Origin of the sequence: Bradyrhizobium sp. ORS 278 (genome assembly GCF_000026145.1) — a bacterium.
Taxonomy (GTDB): domain Bacteria; phylum Pseudomonadota; class Alphaproteobacteria; order Rhizobiales; family Xanthobacteraceae; genus Bradyrhizobium.
Window position 1 is genome coordinate 2,707,382 of the sequence record NC_009445.1, and the last position, 18,064, is coordinate 2,725,445.

Sequence of the window (18,064 nt, forward strand, 5' to 3'; positions counted from 1 at the left end):
TTGGTCCATTCAGGCGATCGACGATTTCGGCCGGGCTAACCGGCGACCATGTGAGGATCCGCTCGATGAGCAAGAAGCCCTATCGCATCGCAGTCATTCCCGGCGACGGCATCGGCAAGGAGGTCATGCCCGAGGGATTGCGCGTGATCGAGGCGGCCGCCAAGAAGCATGGCGTCGCGGTGCAGTTCGATCATTTCGACTTCTCGAGCTACGACTATTACGAGAAGCACGGCCAGATGATGCCTGACGACTGGAAGAGCCAGATCGGCGGCCATGACGCGATCTACTTCGGCGCCGTCGGCTGGCCGGCCAAGATCGCCGACCACGTCTCGCTGTGGGGCTCGCTGATCAAGTTCCGCCGCGAGTTCGATCAGTATGTGAACCTGCGTCCGGTGCGGCTGATGCCGGGCGTGCCGTGCCCGCTGGCCAACCGCAAGCCGGGCGACATCGATTTCTGGGTGGTGCGCGAGAACACGGAAGGCGAGTACTCGTCCGTCGGCGGCCGCATGTTCCCTGACACCGACCGCGAGTTCGTCACGCAGCAGACGGTGATGACCCGCACCGGCGTCGACCGCATCCTGAAGTTCGCGTTCGAGCTCGCGCAGTCCCGGCCGAAGAAGCATCTGACGTCGGCGACCAAGTCCAACGGCATTTCGATCACGATGCCGTATTGGGACGAGCGGGTCGAAGCGATGGCGAAGAACTATCCGGGCGTGAAGTGGGACAAATACCACATCGACATCCTCACCGCGAATTTCGTGCTGCATCCGGACTGGTTCGACGTCGTCGTCGGCTCCAATTTGTTCGGCGACATCCTGTCGGATCTCGGCCCGGCCTGCACCGGCACCATCGGCATCGCGCCGTCCGGCAACATCAATCCGGAACGCAATTTCCCGTCGGTGTTCGAGCCGGTGCACGGCTCGGCGCCTGATATCGCCGGGCAGGGAATCGCCAATCCGATCGGCATGATCTGGTCGGGCGCGATGATGCTGGAGCATCTGGGGGAGAAGACCGCGGCGCAGTCCATCGTCGGCGCGATCGAGCGCACGCTCGCGGAGCGGACGTTGCGGACGCGGGATCTCGGCGGCAATGCGGATACGGTGGCGTGTGGCAAGGCGGTCGCGGAGATGGTGGATTAGCTCAGCTGTTTATCGTCGCCCCGGCGAACGCCGGGGCCCATAACCACCGGCCGTCGTTGTGGCTACCGGTCTCTGCCACCGTTCGCTACTGATCAATCACGCGGTATGGGTCCCGGCGTTCGCCGGGACGACAATGGTGGTTTTGGGCCGCAGCTCAGCCCACATCGTCATTGCGAGGAGCGCAGCGACGAAGCAATCCAGAGTCCTTGCTCAGCCCTGGATTGCGTCGCTTCGCTCGCAATGACGGAAAGGACGTAGGGTGGGCAAAGGCGCGGCCGCGCTGCATCCCCAAGCGAAATTGTAGTGGCGCCGTGCCCACCATCTTGCCGCGTGCGCGCTGATCGATGGTGGGCACGCTGCCGCCTGCGGCGGCCGCTTTGCCCACCCTACGCGTCAAATAACTACGTCTTCGCCACCCTTCGGCAGTGCTCCCAGGCGGCGTGGATCAGGTTCTCGCTCGCCTCGGGGGTGCGGAACGCCGAGTGCGCCGACAGCGTCACGTTGGGGATCGTCGTCAGCACGTGACCGGCCGGCAGCGGCTCCGTATTGAAGACGTCGAGGCCGGCGTGGCGGATGTGGCCGGAGCGGAGCGCGTCGATCATCGCGGCTTCGTCGACGATGGCGGCGCGGGCGGTGTTGACGAAGAGCACGCCGTTGCGCATCTGCGCGATGCGCTCGCGCGAGAGGAAGCCGCGGGTGTCGTCGTTGAGCAGGAGATGCAGCGAGACCACGTGGCTGGTCGCCAGCAGCTGATCGAGCGACACGAACTCCACGCCCGGATGGCTCTTCGGCGACCGGTTCCAGGCGATCACCTTCATGCCGCTGCCCGACGCGATGCGCGCGACCTCGGCGGCGATGCCGCCGAAGCCGATCAGGCCGAGTGTCTTGCCGGTGAGCTGCATGCCGTCGTCGCGCAGCCAGTTGCCGGCGCGCATCTCGCGGTCCATCTGCGCGAGGCCGCGCGCCGAAGCCCACATCAGGGCGACGGCAGCTTCCGCCACCGCCGTGTCGCCATAGCCCTTGATCAGGTGAACGGTGATGCCGAGCTCGGCCAGCTCTTCGGGATCCATGTAGCTGCGCGCGCCGGTGCCGAGGAACACGACATGCTTGAGCCCCTTGCACTGCTTCGCGACGTCTGTCGGCAGCGCGGTGTGGTCGACCACGCCGATCTCCGCGCCGTCGAGAATGACCGGCCAGTCCTCCGGCTTGATGTCGGGATCGAGATGCACGCGCATCTCGGGATCGCCAGATTGGCGCTGCCGCTCGAAGATCTCGGCCAGCGACAAGTTAGCGTCGATGAAAACTCCGCGCACTGATACCTCCTGATTAGATCCCATGAGCAGATGGGGCAGGGCGACTGACTGTTGTTCTGGCTCGAAGCGTCTCGGGCCTCATGGTTCGAGACGCGCCGTATGTATCGACCGGTGTTGCCGCACCGCCCCGGGCGCGGCGCTCCTCACCATGAGGGGCAGCTCCGAAACCGGAGCTGCGGGCGGATCACTTGCTGCTTACCCATGGAGATGAAAAACAAGCTCGCCGCAGCCTCTCCCCTCATCCTGAGGAGCCGCGCAGCGGCGTCTCGAAGGATGAGGTCCCGATGCGTCCGCAAGCATCAGCCCGTCACGACGCCACGCCCGCCAGCGACAGCACGGTGTGCAGCAGCACATTGGCGCCCGCCGCGCAGTCGGACTGGGTCGCGTCCTCCAGCTCGTTGTGGCTGATGCCGTCCTTGCAGGGGACGAACACCATCGCCGCGGGCATGATGGTGTTGAGGTTGCAGGCGTCGTGGCCGGCGCCGGAGGTGATGCGGCGGTGGGAATAGCCGAGGGAGCCTGCGGCGCGCTCCACGGCGTCGACCAGCCTGGGATCGAAATGCGTCGGCGGCTTGCGCCATACCTGGTCGATCGCGATCTCGACGCGGCGCTTCTTGGAAATCTCGCTCGCGGCCGCGCGCAGACTGGCGTCGAGCGCCTCCAGGGTGTCGGCATTGGCGCTGCGGCAGTCGATGGTGAAGGCGATCTCGCCAGGGATGACGTTGCGCGAGGGATTGGCGATGACGGCCTCGCCGATGGTGGCGACCGCGTTGGGCCCGAGCCTGATCGCGATCTGCTCCAGGGTCAGCGCGAACTCCGACAGCGCCAGCAGCGCGTCGCGGCGCAGCGGCATCGGTGTCGAGCCGGCATGGCTCTCGAAGCCCGTCACCTTGCCGTCGTACCAGAACACGCCCTGGCCGTGATCGACCACGCCGATGGTCTTGTTCTCGGCCTCCAGGATCGGGCCCTGCTCGATGTGCAGTTCGACGAAGCCCGAGAACTTCTGCGTGCCGACGGCCGTTGCGCCGCGATAGCCGATGCCGTCCAGCGCCTCGCCGACCGTCACGCCTTCCGCGTCCTTGCGCGACAAGATGTCCTCGACGGTGAAGTCGCCGACATAGGCGGCCGACGCCATCATCGCCGGCGCGAAGCGCGAACCTTCCTCATTGGTCCAGTTGACGATGCACAGCGGCGCGTCGGTCTCGATGCCGGCGTCGTTGAGTGTGCGGATCACTTCGAGCGCGCCGAGCGTGCCGAGGATGCCGTCGAACTTGCCGCCGGTCGGCTGGGTGTCGAGATGCGAGCCGAGCCCGACCGGCGGCTTCGACATGTCCCGGCCCTTGCGCAAGGCGAACATCGAGCCGAGCGTGTCGACGTGAACCTCCAGGCCTGCGTCCTCGCAGGCTTTCCGGAACCAGTCGCGGACCTGCTTGTCCTCCTGGCTCAAGGTCAGCCGGCGCACGCCGCCCTTCGGCGTGGCGCCGAATTTGGCGGTCTCGTGGATGCTGTCCCAGAGGCGGGCGGAATCGATCTGCAGATTGGTGGCGGCGCGGCTCATGCTGTTAGTCCTTGTACTCCGGCATCCTGTCCATCGCGCGCCGCGACGGCGGCGTCAACCGATGTGGCGGGATGGCTGGCCGTCTGCGCCGTCCGGGCGGCGAGCTCGGCGACGCGCTCGATCGCGACCATCTCGGGCGATGACAGCCAGCTCGCGGTGAAAGTCAGCGGCGGGATGCGCAGGTCGGTCTCGAGCTCCTGCAGGCGGCCGTTCTCGATCTCGTTGGCGACGATGGCGGCGGGAATGACGGCGACGCCGAGGCCTTCGACGGCCATGTGAATCACCGTCGCAAGCGAGGCGCTGGCGTGCAGCCGCATCGGCGGCAGATGCGGGCGGTTGAACAGCGATCGGACATTGTCATAGGGTTGGGTGTTGCGCGGGAAGGTGATGATCGGGAAACGCGCCATCTGCTCGGCCGTGACGATGCCCTCGCCGAAGCCGAGCGCGGGGCTGGCGAGGAAGCTGATCGGATAGTCGCACAGCACGCGGCTGCGGATGCCCGATTCCGAGGGCGCGCCGAGCGCGAAGGCAAGCTCGATCTCCTGCGCCAGCAGGCGCGCGTGCAGGTTCGGCGTGACGTCGACCTCGATCTCCAGCGACAGGTTTGGATAGCTCTTGTTGACGCTCTTGATCAGCCGCGGCAGCCAATCGTGCACGATGGTCTCGGCGACGCCGAGCCGGAGCACGCCGCGCATCGCCGAGCGGTCGCCGACCTCGGCCAGCATCTCCGCGCGCAGGCCGATCAGCTTCTCGGCATAGACCAGCATCTGCCGTCCGACCGCGGTCGGCGAGGCCACGCGATGGTCGCGGTTCAGCAGCTTGACGCCGAGCTCGCGCTCGAGCTGGGCGATGCGCTGGGAGATCGCCGGCTGGGTAGTATTGAGGCGCTGCGCCGCACCGCGGAAGCTGCCGAGCTTCGCGACCCAGAGAAACGTCTCGATGGAACGGAAATCCAACATTGGCCCCGCCTCGGATCAATTTGTTTTATCGATCCTGATTAAAAACGAAGATTAGACTTTATAGCATGCCTGATGTTGAGTGAGTTTGTCGAGATCTTAGGCAAATGGCACAAATGACTGTTTCTGCGGCATTGCAGCAATCGGCCGACGAAGCGGGGCTTCTCCCCAGCCATCAGGCTCGGCTGGACTATCGCACCGGCAAGGGATGGAGCACCGCGGGCGTGGCCAACGGCTTTGTCCAAGGCAATCTGGCCATCATCCCGGAGCGGTACGCCGGCGCCTTTCACCGCTTCTGCCAGCTCAATCCAAAACCGTGCCCGATCATCGGCATGTCCGATCCGGGCAATCCTCATATTCCGGCACTCGGCGCCGATCTGGACATTCGCACCGACGTGCCGCGCTACCGCGTCTGGCGCGATGGCGAGATGGTCGAGGAGCCGACCGATCTGCTCGCGCATTGGCGCGACGATCTCGTCACCTTCGTGCTCGGCTGCTCGTTCTCGTTCGAAGAGGCGCTGATGGCCGACGGCCTGCCGATCCGCCACATCGAGCAGGGCTGCCGCGTGCCGATGTACCGCACCAACATCGCCTGCACGCCATCGGGCCAGTTTGCGGGGCCCATGGTGGTCTCGATGCGCCCGTTCAAGCCAGCGCAGGCGATTCGCGCGGTGCAGATCACGACGCGCTTTCCCGCCGTGCACGGCGCGCCGGTGCATCTCGGCCTGCCCGAGCAGATCGGCATCGCCGATATCAACACGCCCGACTACGGTGACCCGGTGCCGGTGGGTACGGACGAGATTCCTGTATTCTGGGCGTGCGGCGTGACCCCGCAGGCGGTGATCGCGGCGGCGAAGCTGCCGTTCGCCATCACCCATGCGCCAGGCCTGATGCTGATCACCGATCTCCGGAACAAGGATCTCGCCGTTCTGTAGAAGCCAGCCGCGGCGCTCACGCCTTTGTCTTCGACGTCTTTCGTTTCACCAGAGGATCTTGCCATGACCATCACGCGCCGTAACGTCCTGCTTGGAGCCACCGCTGCCGCCGCCCTCGGGCCGATCGCCGCCCGCGCGCAGACCTCCGAGGTGAAGATCGGCGTCATCTATCCGTTCTCGGGCGCCAGCGCGCAGATCGGCGTCGACGCGCAGCGCGCGTTCGAGACCGCGGCCGAGATCATCAACGGCAAATATGATTACGATCTCCCGCTTGCCCGCACCGAGGGCCTGCCGGGTCTCGGCGGCGCCAAGATCAAGCTGGTGTTTGCCGACCACCAGGCCGATCCGCAGAAGGGCCGCGCCGAGGCCGAGCGCCTGATCACCCAGGAGAAGGTGGCCGCCGTCATCGGTTCCTATCAGAGCGCCGTCGCGGTGACCGCGAGCCAGATCTGCGAGCGCTACCAGATCCCGTATCTCTCCGCTGACAACTCCTCGCCCAGCCTGCATCGCCGCGGCCTCAAGTATTATTTCCGCGCCGCGCCGCATGACGAGATGTTCTCGCAGGCGATGTTCGACTTCTTCGACGCGATGAAGAAGAAGGGCACCAAGATCGACACGCTCGCGTTGTTCCACGAGGACACGATCTTCGGCACCGATTCCAGCAACGCCCAGCTCAAGCTCGCGCAGGAACGCGGCTACAAGGTCGTCGCCGACATCAAGTACCGCGCCAACTCGCCGTCGCTGTCGGCCGAAGTGCAGCAGCTCAAGGCGGCCAATGCCGACGTGCTGATGCCGTCGAGCTACACCACCGACGGCATCCTGCTGGTCAAGACCATGGCGGAACTCGGCTACAAGCCGAATGCGATCGTGGCCCAGGACGCCGGCTTCTCCGAGAAGGCGCTGTATGACGCGGTCGGCGACAAGCTCGAAGGCGTGATCTCGCGCGGCTCGTTCTCGCTCGACCTCGCCGCCAAGCGGCCGATGGTCGGCAAGATCAACGACATGTTCAAGGCGAAGTCGGGCAAGGACTTCAACGACTACTCGTCGCGCCAGTTCATGGGCCTGATCGTGATGGCTGACGCCATCAACCGCGCCAAGTCCACCGACGGCGAGAAGATCCGCGACGCGCTGGCCGCGACCGACCTGCCGGGCGAGCAGACCATCATGCCGTGGAAGCGGGTCAAGTTCGATGAGAACGGCCAGAACAACGACGCCGATCCGGTGCTGCTGCAATATGTCGGCGGCAAGTTCGTGACCATTTTCCCGGCCCAGGCTGCGGTGGCCGAAGCCAGCTGGCCGATGAAGTAACTAACTCGGATGTCGTCCCGGGCAAGCCGCGACGCGCGTCAGCGCGTGGCGGCGCCGACCCGGGACCCATACGCCGAGGCCGTGGTTGGACGATGACTGGCCGTCGTCGTGCCCCACACAAACAGTCGTGGTTATGGGTCCTGGCGTTCGCCAGGACGACACCCCGAGTCACATCGAGAGTGGGGCAAGATCTGTGACAGCAGAAACAATCATCCAAAGTCTCGCCAGCGGCCTGTTGATGGGCCTGCTCTACGGCCTGATTGCCGTAGGGCTGGCGCTCATCTTCGGCCTGATGGACGTCGTGAACTTCGCCCATGGCGAGTTCCTGATGATCGCGATGTATGCGACCTTCTTCCTATTCGCCTATTTTGCGCTCGATCCGCTGCTGTCGGCGCCGATCGTCGCGGCCGGATTGTTCGTCTTCGGCGCGGTGGTCTATTTGCTGATTGTCAGATTTGCCGTCCGCGCCAAGGCCAATACCGGCATGGTGCAGATCTTCTCCACCTTCGGCCTCGCCGTGCTGATGCGCGGCGTCGCGCAGTACTTCTTCACCCCCGACTATCGCAGCATTCCGCACTCCTGGCTCGGCGGCAAGACGATCTCGATCGCCGGCATCTATCTGCCGCAGCCGCAGCTGGTCGGCGCGCTGATCGCGATCGCCGCTTTTGCCGGCCTGTACTTCTTCATCCACCGCACCGATTTCGGCCGCGCGCTGGAGGCGACGCGCGAGGACGCTGGGGCGGTGGCGCTGGTCGGCATCGACAAGAACAAGGTGTTCGCGCTCGGCTGGGGCCTGGGCGCGGCGCTGGTCGGCCTTGCCGGCGCGGTCATGGCGATCTTCTTCTACGTCTTCCCCGATGTCGGCGCGTCGTTCGCGACCATCGCCTATGTGACGGTGGCGCTCGGCGGCTTCGGCAGCGTGTTCGGCGCCTTCGCCGGCGGCATCGTGGTCGGCCTCGTCGAGGCCATCACGACGCTGATCCTGCCGGCATCGCTCAAGACGGTCGGCATCTACGCGGTCTATCTCCTCGTCGTCTTCATCCGCCCGCGTGGCCTGTTCGGATCGATCTGATGGACAAGGCATTCGTTCAACGCCGCCGGCGTGATCTCATCCTCGCCGCATTCCTCGCCGCGATGGCCGCGGCCGTGCCGTTCTTCGTCAAGGACGTCTACGTCCAGAACATCATGGTGCTGACCCTGATGTATGCGGCGCTGTCGCAGAGCTGGAACATCCTGTCCGGCTATTGCGGCCAGATCTCGCTCGGGCACGCGCTGTATTTTGGCCTCGGCGCCTATACGACCGCGATCCTGTTCACCAAGTTCGGCGTGCTGCCATGGTTCGGCATGCTCGCTGGCGGCCTGATCTCCGCTGTGATCGCGATGGCGCTCGGCTATCCCTGCTTCCGGCTCGGCGGCCATTACTTCGTGATCGCCACCATCGTCATCGCCGAGATCACGCTGCTCCTGTTCCAGAACTGGGACTTCGCAGGGGCCGCGCTCGGCATCGACATTCCGGTGCGGCGCGACTCCTGGCTGACGTTCCAGTTCACCCGCTCGAAGCTGCCATACTTCTACTTCGCGCTCGTGCTGGCCTGCGTCGCCTGGTTCGTCACCTGGTGGCTGGAGGATTCCAAATGGGGCTATTGGTGGCGCGCGGTGAAGGACAATCCGCTCGCGGCCGAGAGCCTCGGTGTCGACGTGTTCAATTCCAAGATGGGCGCGGCTGCCGTGTCCGCCTTCCTGGTCGCGATCGGCGGCAGCTTCTATGCGCAGTTCGTCAGCTACATCGATCCCGAGAGCGTGATGGGCTTCCAGTTCTCGCTGCTGATGGCGTTGCCGGCCGTGCTCGGCGGCATCGGCACCCTCTGGGGCCCGATGCTCGGCGCGGTCATCCTGATCCCGCTCACCGAGCTGACCCGTTCTTACATCGGTGGCTCCGGCCGCGGCGTCGACCTGATCGTCTATGGCGGCCTGATCATCGCGATCTCGCTGGCGCGGCCGCAGGGCCTGGTCAGCCTGTTCTCCCGCAAGCCGAAGACGGCGGCGCAGCCGGCGCGAGAGGCGGTGGCGTCATGACCGCATTGTTGGAAACCCGCAACATCACCCAGCGCTTCTCGGGCCTGACCGCGAACTCCGACGTCTCGATCTCGGTCGGCCGCGGCGAGATCGTCGGCCTGATCGGTCCGAACGGCGCCGGCAAGTCCACCCTGTTCAACCTGATTGCCGGCGCGTTCAAGCCGACCGAAGGCCAGATCCTGTTCGACGGCGAGGACGTCACGGCGCTGCCGGCGGCGGAACGCTGCCAGCGCGGCATCGGCCGCACCTTCCAGGTGGTCAAGAGCTTCGAGAGCATGACGGTCATCGAGAACGTCATCGTCGGCTCACTGGTGCGTACCACCAACATGCGCGACGCCCGCCGCAAGGCGCATGAGGTGCTGGCCTTCTGCGGGCTCGATGCGCGCGCGGATGTGCTGGCGAGCGACCTCGTGCCGTCGGAGAAGCGTCGGCTGGAAGTGGCGCGCGCGCTGGCGACCGAGCCGAAGCTGCTGCTGCTCGACGAGGTGCTGACCGGTCTCACGCCGGTCGAGTCGCAGAAGGGCGTCGAGCTCGTGCGCCGCGTGCGCGACACCGGCATCACGGTGCTGATGGTCGAGCACGTCATGGAGATCGTGATGCCGCTGGTCGACCGCGCCATCGTGCTGGACCTCGGCAAGGTGCTGATCGAGGGCAGCCCCAAGGACGTCGTCCGCGACCCCAAAGTCATTTCGGCCTATCTGGGAGACCGCCATGCTGTCGGTGCGTGACGTCACCACCGCCTATCAGGGCCTGGTTGCGATCTCGAACGTCTCGATCGACGTCGAGAAGGGGGAGATCGTCTGTGTCGCGGGCGCCAATGGCGCGGGCAAGTCGACCTTGTTGAAGTCGATCGCCGGGGCCGAGCGTCCGCGTGCCGGCAGCGTCACCTTCGATGGCCACCGCATCGACGGCATGGCGCAGCATCTGATCACGGCGAAGGGCATCGCCTACGTGCCGGAGAACCGCCGGCTGTTCCCGCGGCTCTCGGTGCGCGACAATCTCCGGCTCGGCAGCTATCTCTACCGCAGCGAAGCCAATCGCGAGGAGCCGCTGGAGTTCGCATTCAAGCTTTTCCCGCGTTTGTCGGAACGGCTGGAGCAGCGCGCAGAGACCTTGTCCGGCGGCGAGCAGCAGATGCTGGCCATCGGCCGCGCGCTGATGACGAGGCCGCGGCTGCTGATGCTCGACGAACCGTCGCAGGGCATCATGCCGAAGCTGGTGGACGAGATCTTCCAGGCCGTGAAGAAAATCCGTGATGCGGGGATGACCGTGCTGATCGTCGAGCAGCGCATGGCCGAGTGCCTGGAGATCGCGGACCGTGCGTACATCCTGCAGACGGGGCGCGTGCTGATGCAGGGCACGGCCGCCGAGATCAGCGGCAACAAGGACGTGCGGAAGGCGTATCTGGGGCTTTGAGGCGATGACCTCGTAGGGTGGGCACAGCGGCGCCGTCAGGCGTCGCGTGCCCACCAGCGGTGCCGATGAGGAAAGACGGTGGGCACGGCGCGGGAGATGGCGTCGTAAATCATCGGAGTCTTTGGCGCGCCTTTGCCCACCCTACGCACCGAGCAAAGTCGCGAGACGACGGCGCTGTGCGATACAGCGCCCTCGCCCCTTGTGGGAGAGGGCATGTATGGCCTCTCCGCGCATTCGGTTGGGTGAGGGGTATCTCTCCGCAAGCGAGCTCGTGGATGCATACCCCTCACCCAACCGAGTTTGCTGCGCTGTCCTACATGCCCTCTCCCACAAGGGGCGAGGGCGCATATACGAGCACCGCGCTCGCGGCTTGTCGCTAGACATCGCGGCAATGAGTTCGGTCGTGACCGCTTCGGCGTGAACTCTTACACCATCCCTTTGCCGGCATCCGACCCCTGCCGTCTCTGGCGGGCCTGTAGCACCAAAATCACCGACAGCGCGGCGAAGATCACCATGAACGACACCGCCGAGGTCAGCGTGCCCAGCGCGTAGATGTCGGGCTTGGTCACCGTCGTCGTCAGGCCCTGCAGTTCCAGCGGCAGCGTGTTCACCGAGCCGATAGCCTGGCTCGAACGGGCGAGTTCGTCCCAGGACAGCGTGAAGCCGAACAGGCCGATGCCGACGACGGACGGCAGAATGATCGGCAGCACGACGTGGCGGAAGGTCTGCCAGGGGGTGGCGCCGAGGTCGCGGGCGGCTTCCTCGAGGCGGCCGTCGAAGCGGTTGAAGATCGCGAACATGATCAGGAGGCCGAACGGCAAGGTCCAGGTCAGGTGCGCGCCGAGGCCGGAGGTGAACAGGCCCATCGCGGTGGTGTGCCCCTCGGCCAGCCAGCCCAGGCCATAATCGGCGGCGTGCTTGTTGATGAAGTCGTCGACCAGCCGGAACTCGAGCGCGATGCCGAGCGAGGTGATGATCGAGGGCATGATCAGGCTGGCGATCGCGGTGTAGAACAGCATCGAGGCGCCGCGGAACGGCTTGCGGAACGCCATGCCTGCCGCGACCGACAGCACGACCGTGATGACCATCACCACGAGCCCGAGTGCCAGCGAGCGCTTGAAGGCGGCGCCGATGTCGACGATGCCGCCGCCGGAAAACACCTTTCCGAACCAGGTCAGCGACACGCCGTTCATCGGGAAGGTGAGGCCGCCGTCCGGGCCCTGGAACGACAGGATGTAGATCGCGATCATCGGCCCGTACAGGAACAGCACATAGGCCGAGAAGAACGCCGCGAGGATGTAGAAGGAGCGGGGGCGCTTGTCTCCCATCTCTCAGAGCTCCTTGCGCACGTCGACGATCCGCGTCAGCGCGGAGATGATGATGATGGTGATGCCGAGCAGGATCACGGCATTCGCCGCGGCGGCCGGGAATTGCAGCGCCGAGAGGCGCGCCTCGATGATCTTGCCGGCCGAGGCGATCTGCTGGCCGCCCATCACGCCGATGGTGACGAAATCGCCCATCACGATGGTGATGACGAAGATCGAGCCGATCACGATGCCCGGCTTCGACAAGGGAATCACGATGTTGACCAGCGTCTGCCAGCCCGACGCACCGGCGTCATAGGCGGCCTCGATCAGCCGCTTGTCGATGCGGATCATCGAATTGAAGATCGGCACCACCATGAAGAAGGTGAACAGGTGCACCAGCGCCAGCACCACCGAGAATTCCGAGAACAGCAGCCACTCGACCGGCTTGTTGATGACGCCAGCGCCGACGAGGCCCTGGTTGACCAGGCCGTTGCGGCCGAGCAGGGGGATCCAGGCGATCATCCGGATCACGTTGGAGGTCCAGAACGGGATCGTGCACAACAGCGACAGCACGATCTGCCAGGTCTTGCTGCGGACGTGGAAGGCGAGGAAATAGGCGACCCAGAACCCGATCAGCAGCGTGAGGCTCCAGGTGAGCAGGCAGAGCTTCAGCGTCTTCAGATAGGTCTTCAGGATGGTGCACAGCTCGGGCAGGTTGGCGACACAGCCCTCGAACGTGTCCGTGTAGCCGCGGAAGCTGAACGCCGGGATCATCTCGTATTCGTTGTAGTCCCAGGCGCTGACGACGACGACGAGCACCAGCGGCAGCAGGAAGAACAGCGCGAACACCAGCATCATCGGCCCGGCCTGCAGCCAGGCGATCGACCGCATCGTGAGCTTGCGCAACGTGCTCTCCGCGGGCGCGATGGTGTCGGGCGAATTGTCGATCGTCACGGCCACGGCAATACCTGTCGTCAAGTCGCAGATGACTGAGAAGATCTGCCGCGCCCACGACCATCGCGGGCGCGGCAGCTATGGTGGTCACATCAGGCGGCGATGAACTCGTTCCACTTGCGGACCATGTAGTCGTTCTCGTCCATCACGGCGTTCCAGCACACGACGCCGCCCATGCGGTCGTCGTAGGAGCCGCCGTCGCGTACCGCGCCGGCCTTCTCCATCAGGGTGCCGTCCGGCGCCTTGATGTCGCTCTTGGCGGGCTTGCCTTCCATCCAGTAGCCCCACTCGTCCTCGGTCATGTTGGCCTTGGCGGTGGAGAGCACGGCCGAGTAGTAGCCCTGACGGTTCAGATAGGCGCCGGCCCAGCCGGACAGATACCAGTTGACGAACTCATAGGCCCAGTCGAGCTTCGGTCCGCCGGCAACCGCCTTGGAGACGCAGAAGCCCGACGCCCAGGAGCGATAGCCCTCCTTCAGCGGCTGGAAGGTGCAGGCGATGCCCATCGAGCGCACCTTGGTGACGGCCGGCGACCACATCGACTGGATCACCGTCTCGCCCGAGGCCATCAGGTTGACCGACTCGTTGAAGTCCTTCCAGAACGCGCGGAACTGACCGGCCTTCTTGGCCTCGGTCAGCACCTTCATGGTCAGGTCGATCTCGGCCTTGGTCATGTTGCCCTTGTCGGCATATTTGTACTGGCCGGTGGCCTCGACGACGAGGGCGGCGTCCATGATGCCGATCGAGGGGATGTTGAGGATCGAGGCCTTGCCCTTGAATTCGGGGTTCAGCAGCTCGGCCCAGGAGTTGATTGGGCGCTTGATCAGGTCGGGACGGATGCCGAGCGTGTCGGCGTTGTAGACCGTCGGGATCAGCGTGACGTATTCGGTCGGCGTCGCCGAGAACGTCTTGGAGTTCGGGCCGTCGAGATACAGCACCTTCCAAGGCGCAGTGCCCTGGCCGCCGATCTTCTTGCCGTTCGGCAGCTCGCCTTTGGTGAAGACGGGCGTGATGTTGTCGAATTCCTTGATCTTGCGCGCATCGAGCGGGAAGATGTTGCCCGACGGCACCAGCTTCTTCAGCGAGAAATATTCGGTGTCGAGCACGTCGAACGAGTTCGGCTGCGTGATCACGCGCTTGGTGACGTCGTCGGTGGTCGCCGTGATGTATTCGATCTTGATGCCGGTGTCGGCGAGGCACTTCTTCGAGATCTCGTCGCCCTCGTTCACGGCGGTGCCGAGATAGCGCAGCACCTTCGGATCGGCGGCATGGACGTAGGGCGCGCTGAGCAGCGTGCCCGTGCCGGCGAGGCCGGCAACGCCGGCCGCGCCCTTGAGCAGCGAACGGCGGTTGATGGATGTCTTTTTCGATCGATCGCTCATGATCATCTCCTTGGGATAAGAACGAGTAGGCGAAATCAGGCCACGAGCTCTGCAGCCGGAGCGGCTGAAGTGGCGGGGCGGGGCGTCAGCGCATCGGCCAGCGCTGGATTCCAGGTCAGGACGACGCGCTCGCCGATGGTGTGGGTCTCCGCGTCGAACTGATCGTCGCTGAGCTGGGCCGAGATCTCAGGACCGCCGTCGGTCGCTACCGCGATCAGGACGTAGGTGCCCTGATATTCTATCTTGCTGATCGTGCCGGGCACCGCGGGACCGTCGATCGCGGCATTCGGCGCCTTCAGCTGGATGCGGTCGACACGCACGGCGAAGGTCTCGCCCTTGAGCGGGATCACGTTGTGGCCGCCGATGAAGCGCGCGGCGAATTCCGTGCGCGGATGATTGAAGATCTCGCGCGGGCTGCCCTGCTGCTCGATCTTGCCGCCATTCATCAGCACCACGAGATCGGACAGCGCCATCGCCTCGTCCTGGCCGTGGGTGACGTGGATGAAGGTGAGGCCGAGCTCGCGCTGCAGCCGCTTCAGCTCGGCGCGCATGCGTAGCCGCAGGAACGGATCGAGCGCCGACAGGGGCTCGTCGAGCAGCAGGATCTGCGGCGATGTGATCAGCGCGCGCGCCAGCGCCACGCGCTGCTGCTGGCCGCCGGAGAGCTGCGCCGGCAGGCGGCCGGCATAGCTCTGCATGTCCACGAGCTCGAGCAGCTCGCGCGCGCGGGCGTGGCGCTCGGGCTTGGCGACGCCCTTCATCTTCAGCGCGAAGGCGACGTTGTCGATCACCGAGAGATGCGGAAACAGAGCGTAGGACTGGAACATCATCGCAGTGCCGCGGCCCGCGGGCGGCAGCTCGGTGACGTTCTTGGCGCCGACGATGATGTCGCCCGATGTCGCCGATTCATGGCCGGCGATCATGCGCAGGGTCGAGGTCTTGCCGCAGCCGGACGGGCCGAGCAGGCAGCAATAGGAGCCCGCGGGAATCCGCAGGTCGATCGCATCGACGGCGGTGACGTGACCGTACATCTTCGTCACCTTCACCAGTTCCAAGCTCGCGCCCGCCGCCATCCGCCCTCCGTTTCGACTGTCGTCAGCAAGAACCGGGCGTGAGTCGTCGCTCGCTTGGTCGGGCGCCCGGCTCCCGACCTGCGTCATGTCTGCAACGGATATGCCAATGATCGGCAGCCGGATTTCCAGCTGCATAAGGAACGCGCGCTGCAGGCCCTGCGTATGCAAAAGGCCGGCGCGCGCCGTCTCCTCCGGCGCTCGCCGGGCTGGTGCCGCGCGATCCCCCTCGAAAACAGCGGCAACCACGGCGCTGTGGAGGCACTTTGCCCGTCCCTGTCTGTGCACCAGGCGTGTGGAGCGCGCGCCGCTGCAATCGATGATGGAGAAGCCGGCCGGGCGGCGGCGCCCGATTCACCGGTGTCTGCCTATCGATCAAGCGGCCGCTGATGGCTCGCGCAGCCAAGTTCTGCATCAATATTAGGCATCAAAGCTTTCCGGAAGCAAGGCAGACCGTGATGATGACGGCGGCCGCCGCGATCTCGCTGTCACCCTCCCCTGGAGGCCGCTTGTGCGCGAAGCGGGCGAGCGGGATAGGGTGAAGCCGCGGAAACGGAGTGAGTGGAGAGAGCACCCGACCCCGGCTCACATTGCGCTGCGCTCCATGTGAGCCGACCCTCCCCCTCCAGGGGAGGGTGACAGCGGGGCCGCTCTCCCGGCTGCGCATTGTGGAAGTGCGAACGCGTGCGAGCTGTTTGTGAGATGCTTTGCTAGCGCAACCGCGTCCCCAGCTTGGCATGGGCGGCCGCCATCAACATGCGCTCGGCGATGCCGCGCAACTCGGCGATCCCGATCCGATCGGACTCGGCGAAGATCTCATAGGAGTCGGTCGCGATCGGAAACCAGCGATAAAAGCGCGCCTCCTCGAACAGCACGCGAGCGGCGGCTTCGATCTCGGCCGGCGAGGGTGCAGGGTACTGCATGCGCGTCGACCGTCGATTCGATCAATGATGATCGGCGTGATCGGGCAAAATGAGCCCGAACACCTTGACGAGATCGTCAACCTGCTGCGGCGACAGATGGCGGGGATTGAGCCCGCGCAGCAGCAGATAGAGTTTGGCCGTCTCCTCCAGTTCCTCCATCGCGAACACCGCGGCCTCCAGCGTGTCGCCGGACACGACCGGACCGTGATTGGCGAGCAGGACCGAGGCGTATTGGCCGGCGAGACCCTTGATGGCGTCGGCAACTGCGGGATCGCCAGGACGGTGATAGGGCACCAGAGCGGTCTGACCGCAACGCATCAAATAATAAGGCGTCAGCGGCGGCAGCGCGGCACGCGGATCGATCTCCGGAAGCATCGAGATCGCGACCGAATGCGTCGAGTGCAGATGCACCACGGCGCGCGCGGCGTCGCGCGTCTGGTAGAGCGCCGTATGCAGCGGCACCTCCTTGGTCGGCGCGTCGCCTGAGACCAGCCTGCCGGTCGCATCGAGCCGCGACAGCCGGGCCGGATCGAGGAAGCCGAGCGAGGCATTGGTCGGCGTGACCAGCCAGCCGCCGTCGTCCAGCCGCACGCTGATGTTGCCGGACGAGCCCGGCGTCAGCCCGCGCTCGAACAGCGAGCGCCCGAACCGGCAGATGGCCTCGCGAATTGCAGTGTCCGCCACGGTGTTCATCCTCGAGGGGTCGCGCGTGACGAGCTTTGTCTCACGCTTTGGCAGCGCGGCCAAGCCGTGTTACCCAGGGACGAGCCGGGTTAACCGGACAGGTCGGGAAACGCATCGAGGATTTGCTGCATGTCGTCATCGCAATTGAACGTCGCCGTGATCGGGCTCGGCTCGATGGGCTATGGCATGGCGACCTCGCTCAAGCGCGCCGGCTTCGTGGTGACCGGATGCGACGTCTCGGCGGATGCGGTGAAGCGCTTCGTCGCCGATGGCGGCAAGGAGGCTGACAGCCCGGCCGAGGCCGCCGCGGGCGCCGACATCGTCGTGAGCGTCGTGGTCAATGCGGCGCAGACCGAAGCCATTCTGTTCGGCCCTGGCGGCGCCGCGGAGACCATGCCGAAGGACTCGGTGTTCGTCTCGTCCGCGACCATGGACCCGGACGTGGCCCGGCGTCTCGCCAAGCAGTTGGAGGCGACCGGCCGGCATTATCTCGACGCGCCGATCTCGGGTGGCGCGCAGCGCGCGGCGCAGGGCGAACTGACGATCCTGGCCTCGGGCAGCGCGGCCGCGTTTGCCAAGGCGCGGCCTGCGCTCGATGCGATGGCGGCGAAGCTCTACGAGCTCGGCGATGCCGCGGGCCAGGGGGCCGCGTTCAAGATGATCAACCAGCTGCTTGCCGGCGTGCACATCGCCGCCGCCAGCGAAGCGATCGCGTTCGCAGCCAAGCAGGGCCTCGATATCAGGAAGGTCTACGAGGTCATCACCGCCTCGGCCGGCAATTCCTGGATGTTCGAAAACCGCATGCCGCATGTGCTCGACGGCGACTACACGCCGCGCAGCGCGGTCGAGATCTTCGTCAAGGACCTCGGCATCATCCAGGACATGGCGCGCAGTCATCGCTTCCCCGTGCCGGTCTCGGCCGCCGCGCTGCAGATGTTCCTGATGACGGCAGCCGCCGGCATGGGCCGCGACGACGACGCCTCGGTGGCGCGCATGTATGCCCAGGTCACCGGCACCACGCTGCCCGGCTCATCCAAGTAACA

17 protein-coding genes are annotated in these 18,064 nt (G+C 65.5%); 8 read left to right on the forward strand and 9 right to left on the reverse strand.

From position 1 onward, the window contains the following. The first annotated feature begins 65 nt into the window (after positions 1-65). Positions 66-1,139, forward strand: coding sequence for a tartrate dehydrogenase (locus tag BRADO_RS11875; protein WP_041757466.1), 1,074 nt, complete (start codon positions 66-68; stop codon positions 1,137-1,139). A gap of 401 nt (positions 1,140-1,540) precedes the next feature. On the opposite strand, the gene BRADO_RS11880 is transcribed toward BRADO_RS11875, so the two are convergent. The 3 genes from BRADO_RS11880 to BRADO_RS11890 form a co-directional block, all read right to left on the reverse strand. Then, entirely contained in the window at positions 1,541-2,452 is a 912-nt protein-coding gene (locus tag BRADO_RS11880) for an NAD(P)-dependent oxidoreductase (protein ID WP_041756403.1), read from the reverse strand. A 307-nt stretch (positions 2,453-2,759) separates the two neighbouring features. After that, on the reverse strand, positions 2,760-4,010 hold the full coding sequence (locus tag BRADO_RS11885) for a Zn-dependent hydrolase (RefSeq protein WP_011925567.1): 1,251 nt from the start codon (positions 4,008-4,010) through the stop codon (positions 2,760-2,762). After that, positions 4,007-4,969 carry a LysR family transcriptional regulator gene (locus tag BRADO_RS11890; RefSeq protein ID WP_011925568.1) on the reverse strand — a complete coding sequence of 321 codons (963 nt, stop codon included), beginning with the start codon at positions 4,967-4,969 and terminating at the stop codon, positions 4,007-4,009. The genes BRADO_RS11885 and BRADO_RS11890 overlap by 4 nt, the downstream gene beginning before the upstream one ends. 113 nt (positions 4,970-5,082) lie before the next feature. On the opposite strand from BRADO_RS11890, the gene BRADO_RS11895 reads away from it, so the two are divergent. The 6 genes from BRADO_RS11895 to BRADO_RS11920 all read left to right on the forward strand — a co-directional run bounded on the left by BRADO_RS11895 (position 5,083) and on the right by BRADO_RS11920 (position 10,701). After that, the gene (locus BRADO_RS11895; RefSeq protein ID WP_041756406.1) at positions 5,083-5,901 is read left to right on the forward strand and encodes a putative hydro-lyase; all 819 of its coding nucleotides are present in this window, start codon (positions 5,083-5,085) and stop codon (positions 5,899-5,901) included. A gap of 63 nt (positions 5,902-5,964) precedes the next feature. Next, entirely contained in the window at positions 5,965-7,209 is a 1,245-nt protein-coding gene (locus BRADO_RS11900) for an ABC transporter substrate-binding protein (RefSeq protein ID WP_011925570.1), read from the forward strand. 193 nt (positions 7,210-7,402) lie between these two features. Further along, the gene (locus BRADO_RS11905) at positions 7,403-8,281 is read left to right on the forward strand and encodes a branched-chain amino acid ABC transporter permease (RefSeq protein ID WP_035658795.1); all 879 of its coding nucleotides are present in this window, start codon (positions 7,403-7,405) and stop codon (positions 8,279-8,281) included. Beyond that, positions 8,281-9,285, forward strand: a complete 1,005-nt coding sequence (locus tag BRADO_RS11910; RefSeq protein WP_011925571.1) for a branched-chain amino acid ABC transporter permease — start codon at positions 8,281-8,283, stop codon at positions 9,283-9,285. Before BRADO_RS11905 ends, BRADO_RS11910 begins: the two co-directional genes overlap by 1 nt. Then, positions 9,282-10,013, forward strand: coding sequence for an ABC transporter ATP-binding protein (locus BRADO_RS11915; protein ID WP_041756408.1), 732 nt, complete (start codon positions 9,282-9,284; stop codon positions 10,011-10,013). Before BRADO_RS11910 ends, BRADO_RS11915 begins: the two co-directional genes overlap by 4 nt. Next, a complete protein-coding gene (locus BRADO_RS11920; protein WP_011925573.1) occupies positions 9,997-10,701 on the forward strand; it encodes an ABC transporter ATP-binding protein in 705 nt (234 codons plus the stop codon). The genes BRADO_RS11915 and BRADO_RS11920 overlap by 17 nt, the downstream gene beginning before the upstream one ends. Before the next feature lie 425 nt (positions 10,702-11,126). On the opposite strand, the gene BRADO_RS11925 is transcribed toward BRADO_RS11920, so the two are convergent. From BRADO_RS11925 to BRADO_RS11950, 6 genes are all read right to left on the reverse strand, one after another. Beyond that, positions 11,127-12,029, reverse strand: a complete 903-nt coding sequence (locus tag BRADO_RS11925) for an ABC transporter permease (protein ID WP_011925574.1) — start codon at positions 12,027-12,029, stop codon at positions 11,127-11,129. Positions 12,030-12,032: 3 nt separating this feature from the next. Further along, the gene (locus BRADO_RS11930) at positions 12,033-12,968 is read right to left on the reverse strand and encodes an ABC transporter permease (protein WP_041756409.1); all 936 of its coding nucleotides are present in this window, start codon (positions 12,966-12,968) and stop codon (positions 12,033-12,035) included. Positions 12,969-13,054: 86 nt separating this feature from the next. After that, positions 13,055-14,344, reverse strand: coding sequence for a PotD/PotF family extracellular solute-binding protein (locus BRADO_RS11935; protein WP_041757467.1), 1,290 nt, complete (start codon positions 14,342-14,344; stop codon positions 13,055-13,057). 35 nt (positions 14,345-14,379) lie between these two features. Further along, positions 14,380-15,417, reverse strand: a complete 1,038-nt coding sequence (locus BRADO_RS11940; protein WP_011925577.1) for an ABC transporter ATP-binding protein — start codon at positions 15,415-15,417, stop codon at positions 14,380-14,382. 707 nt (positions 15,418-16,124) lie between these two features. Beyond that, entirely contained in the window at positions 16,125-16,337 is a 213-nt protein-coding gene (locus tag BRADO_RS11945) for a hypothetical protein (protein WP_011925579.1), read from the reverse strand. 21 nt (positions 16,338-16,358) lie between these two features. Beyond that, positions 16,359-17,021, reverse strand: a complete 663-nt coding sequence (locus BRADO_RS11950) for an aldolase (protein ID WP_011925580.1) — start codon at positions 17,019-17,021, stop codon at positions 16,359-16,361. Between the two features lie 129 nt (positions 17,022-17,150). Here BRADO_RS11950 and ltnD point away from each other — a divergent pair, with 129 nt between their 5' ends. Then, the gene (gene ltnD / locus BRADO_RS11955; protein WP_011925581.1) at positions 17,151-18,062 is read left to right on the forward strand and encodes an L-threonate dehydrogenase; all 912 of its coding nucleotides are present in this window, start codon (positions 17,151-17,153) and stop codon (positions 18,060-18,062) included. Positions 18,063-18,064 lie beyond the last annotated feature (2 nt).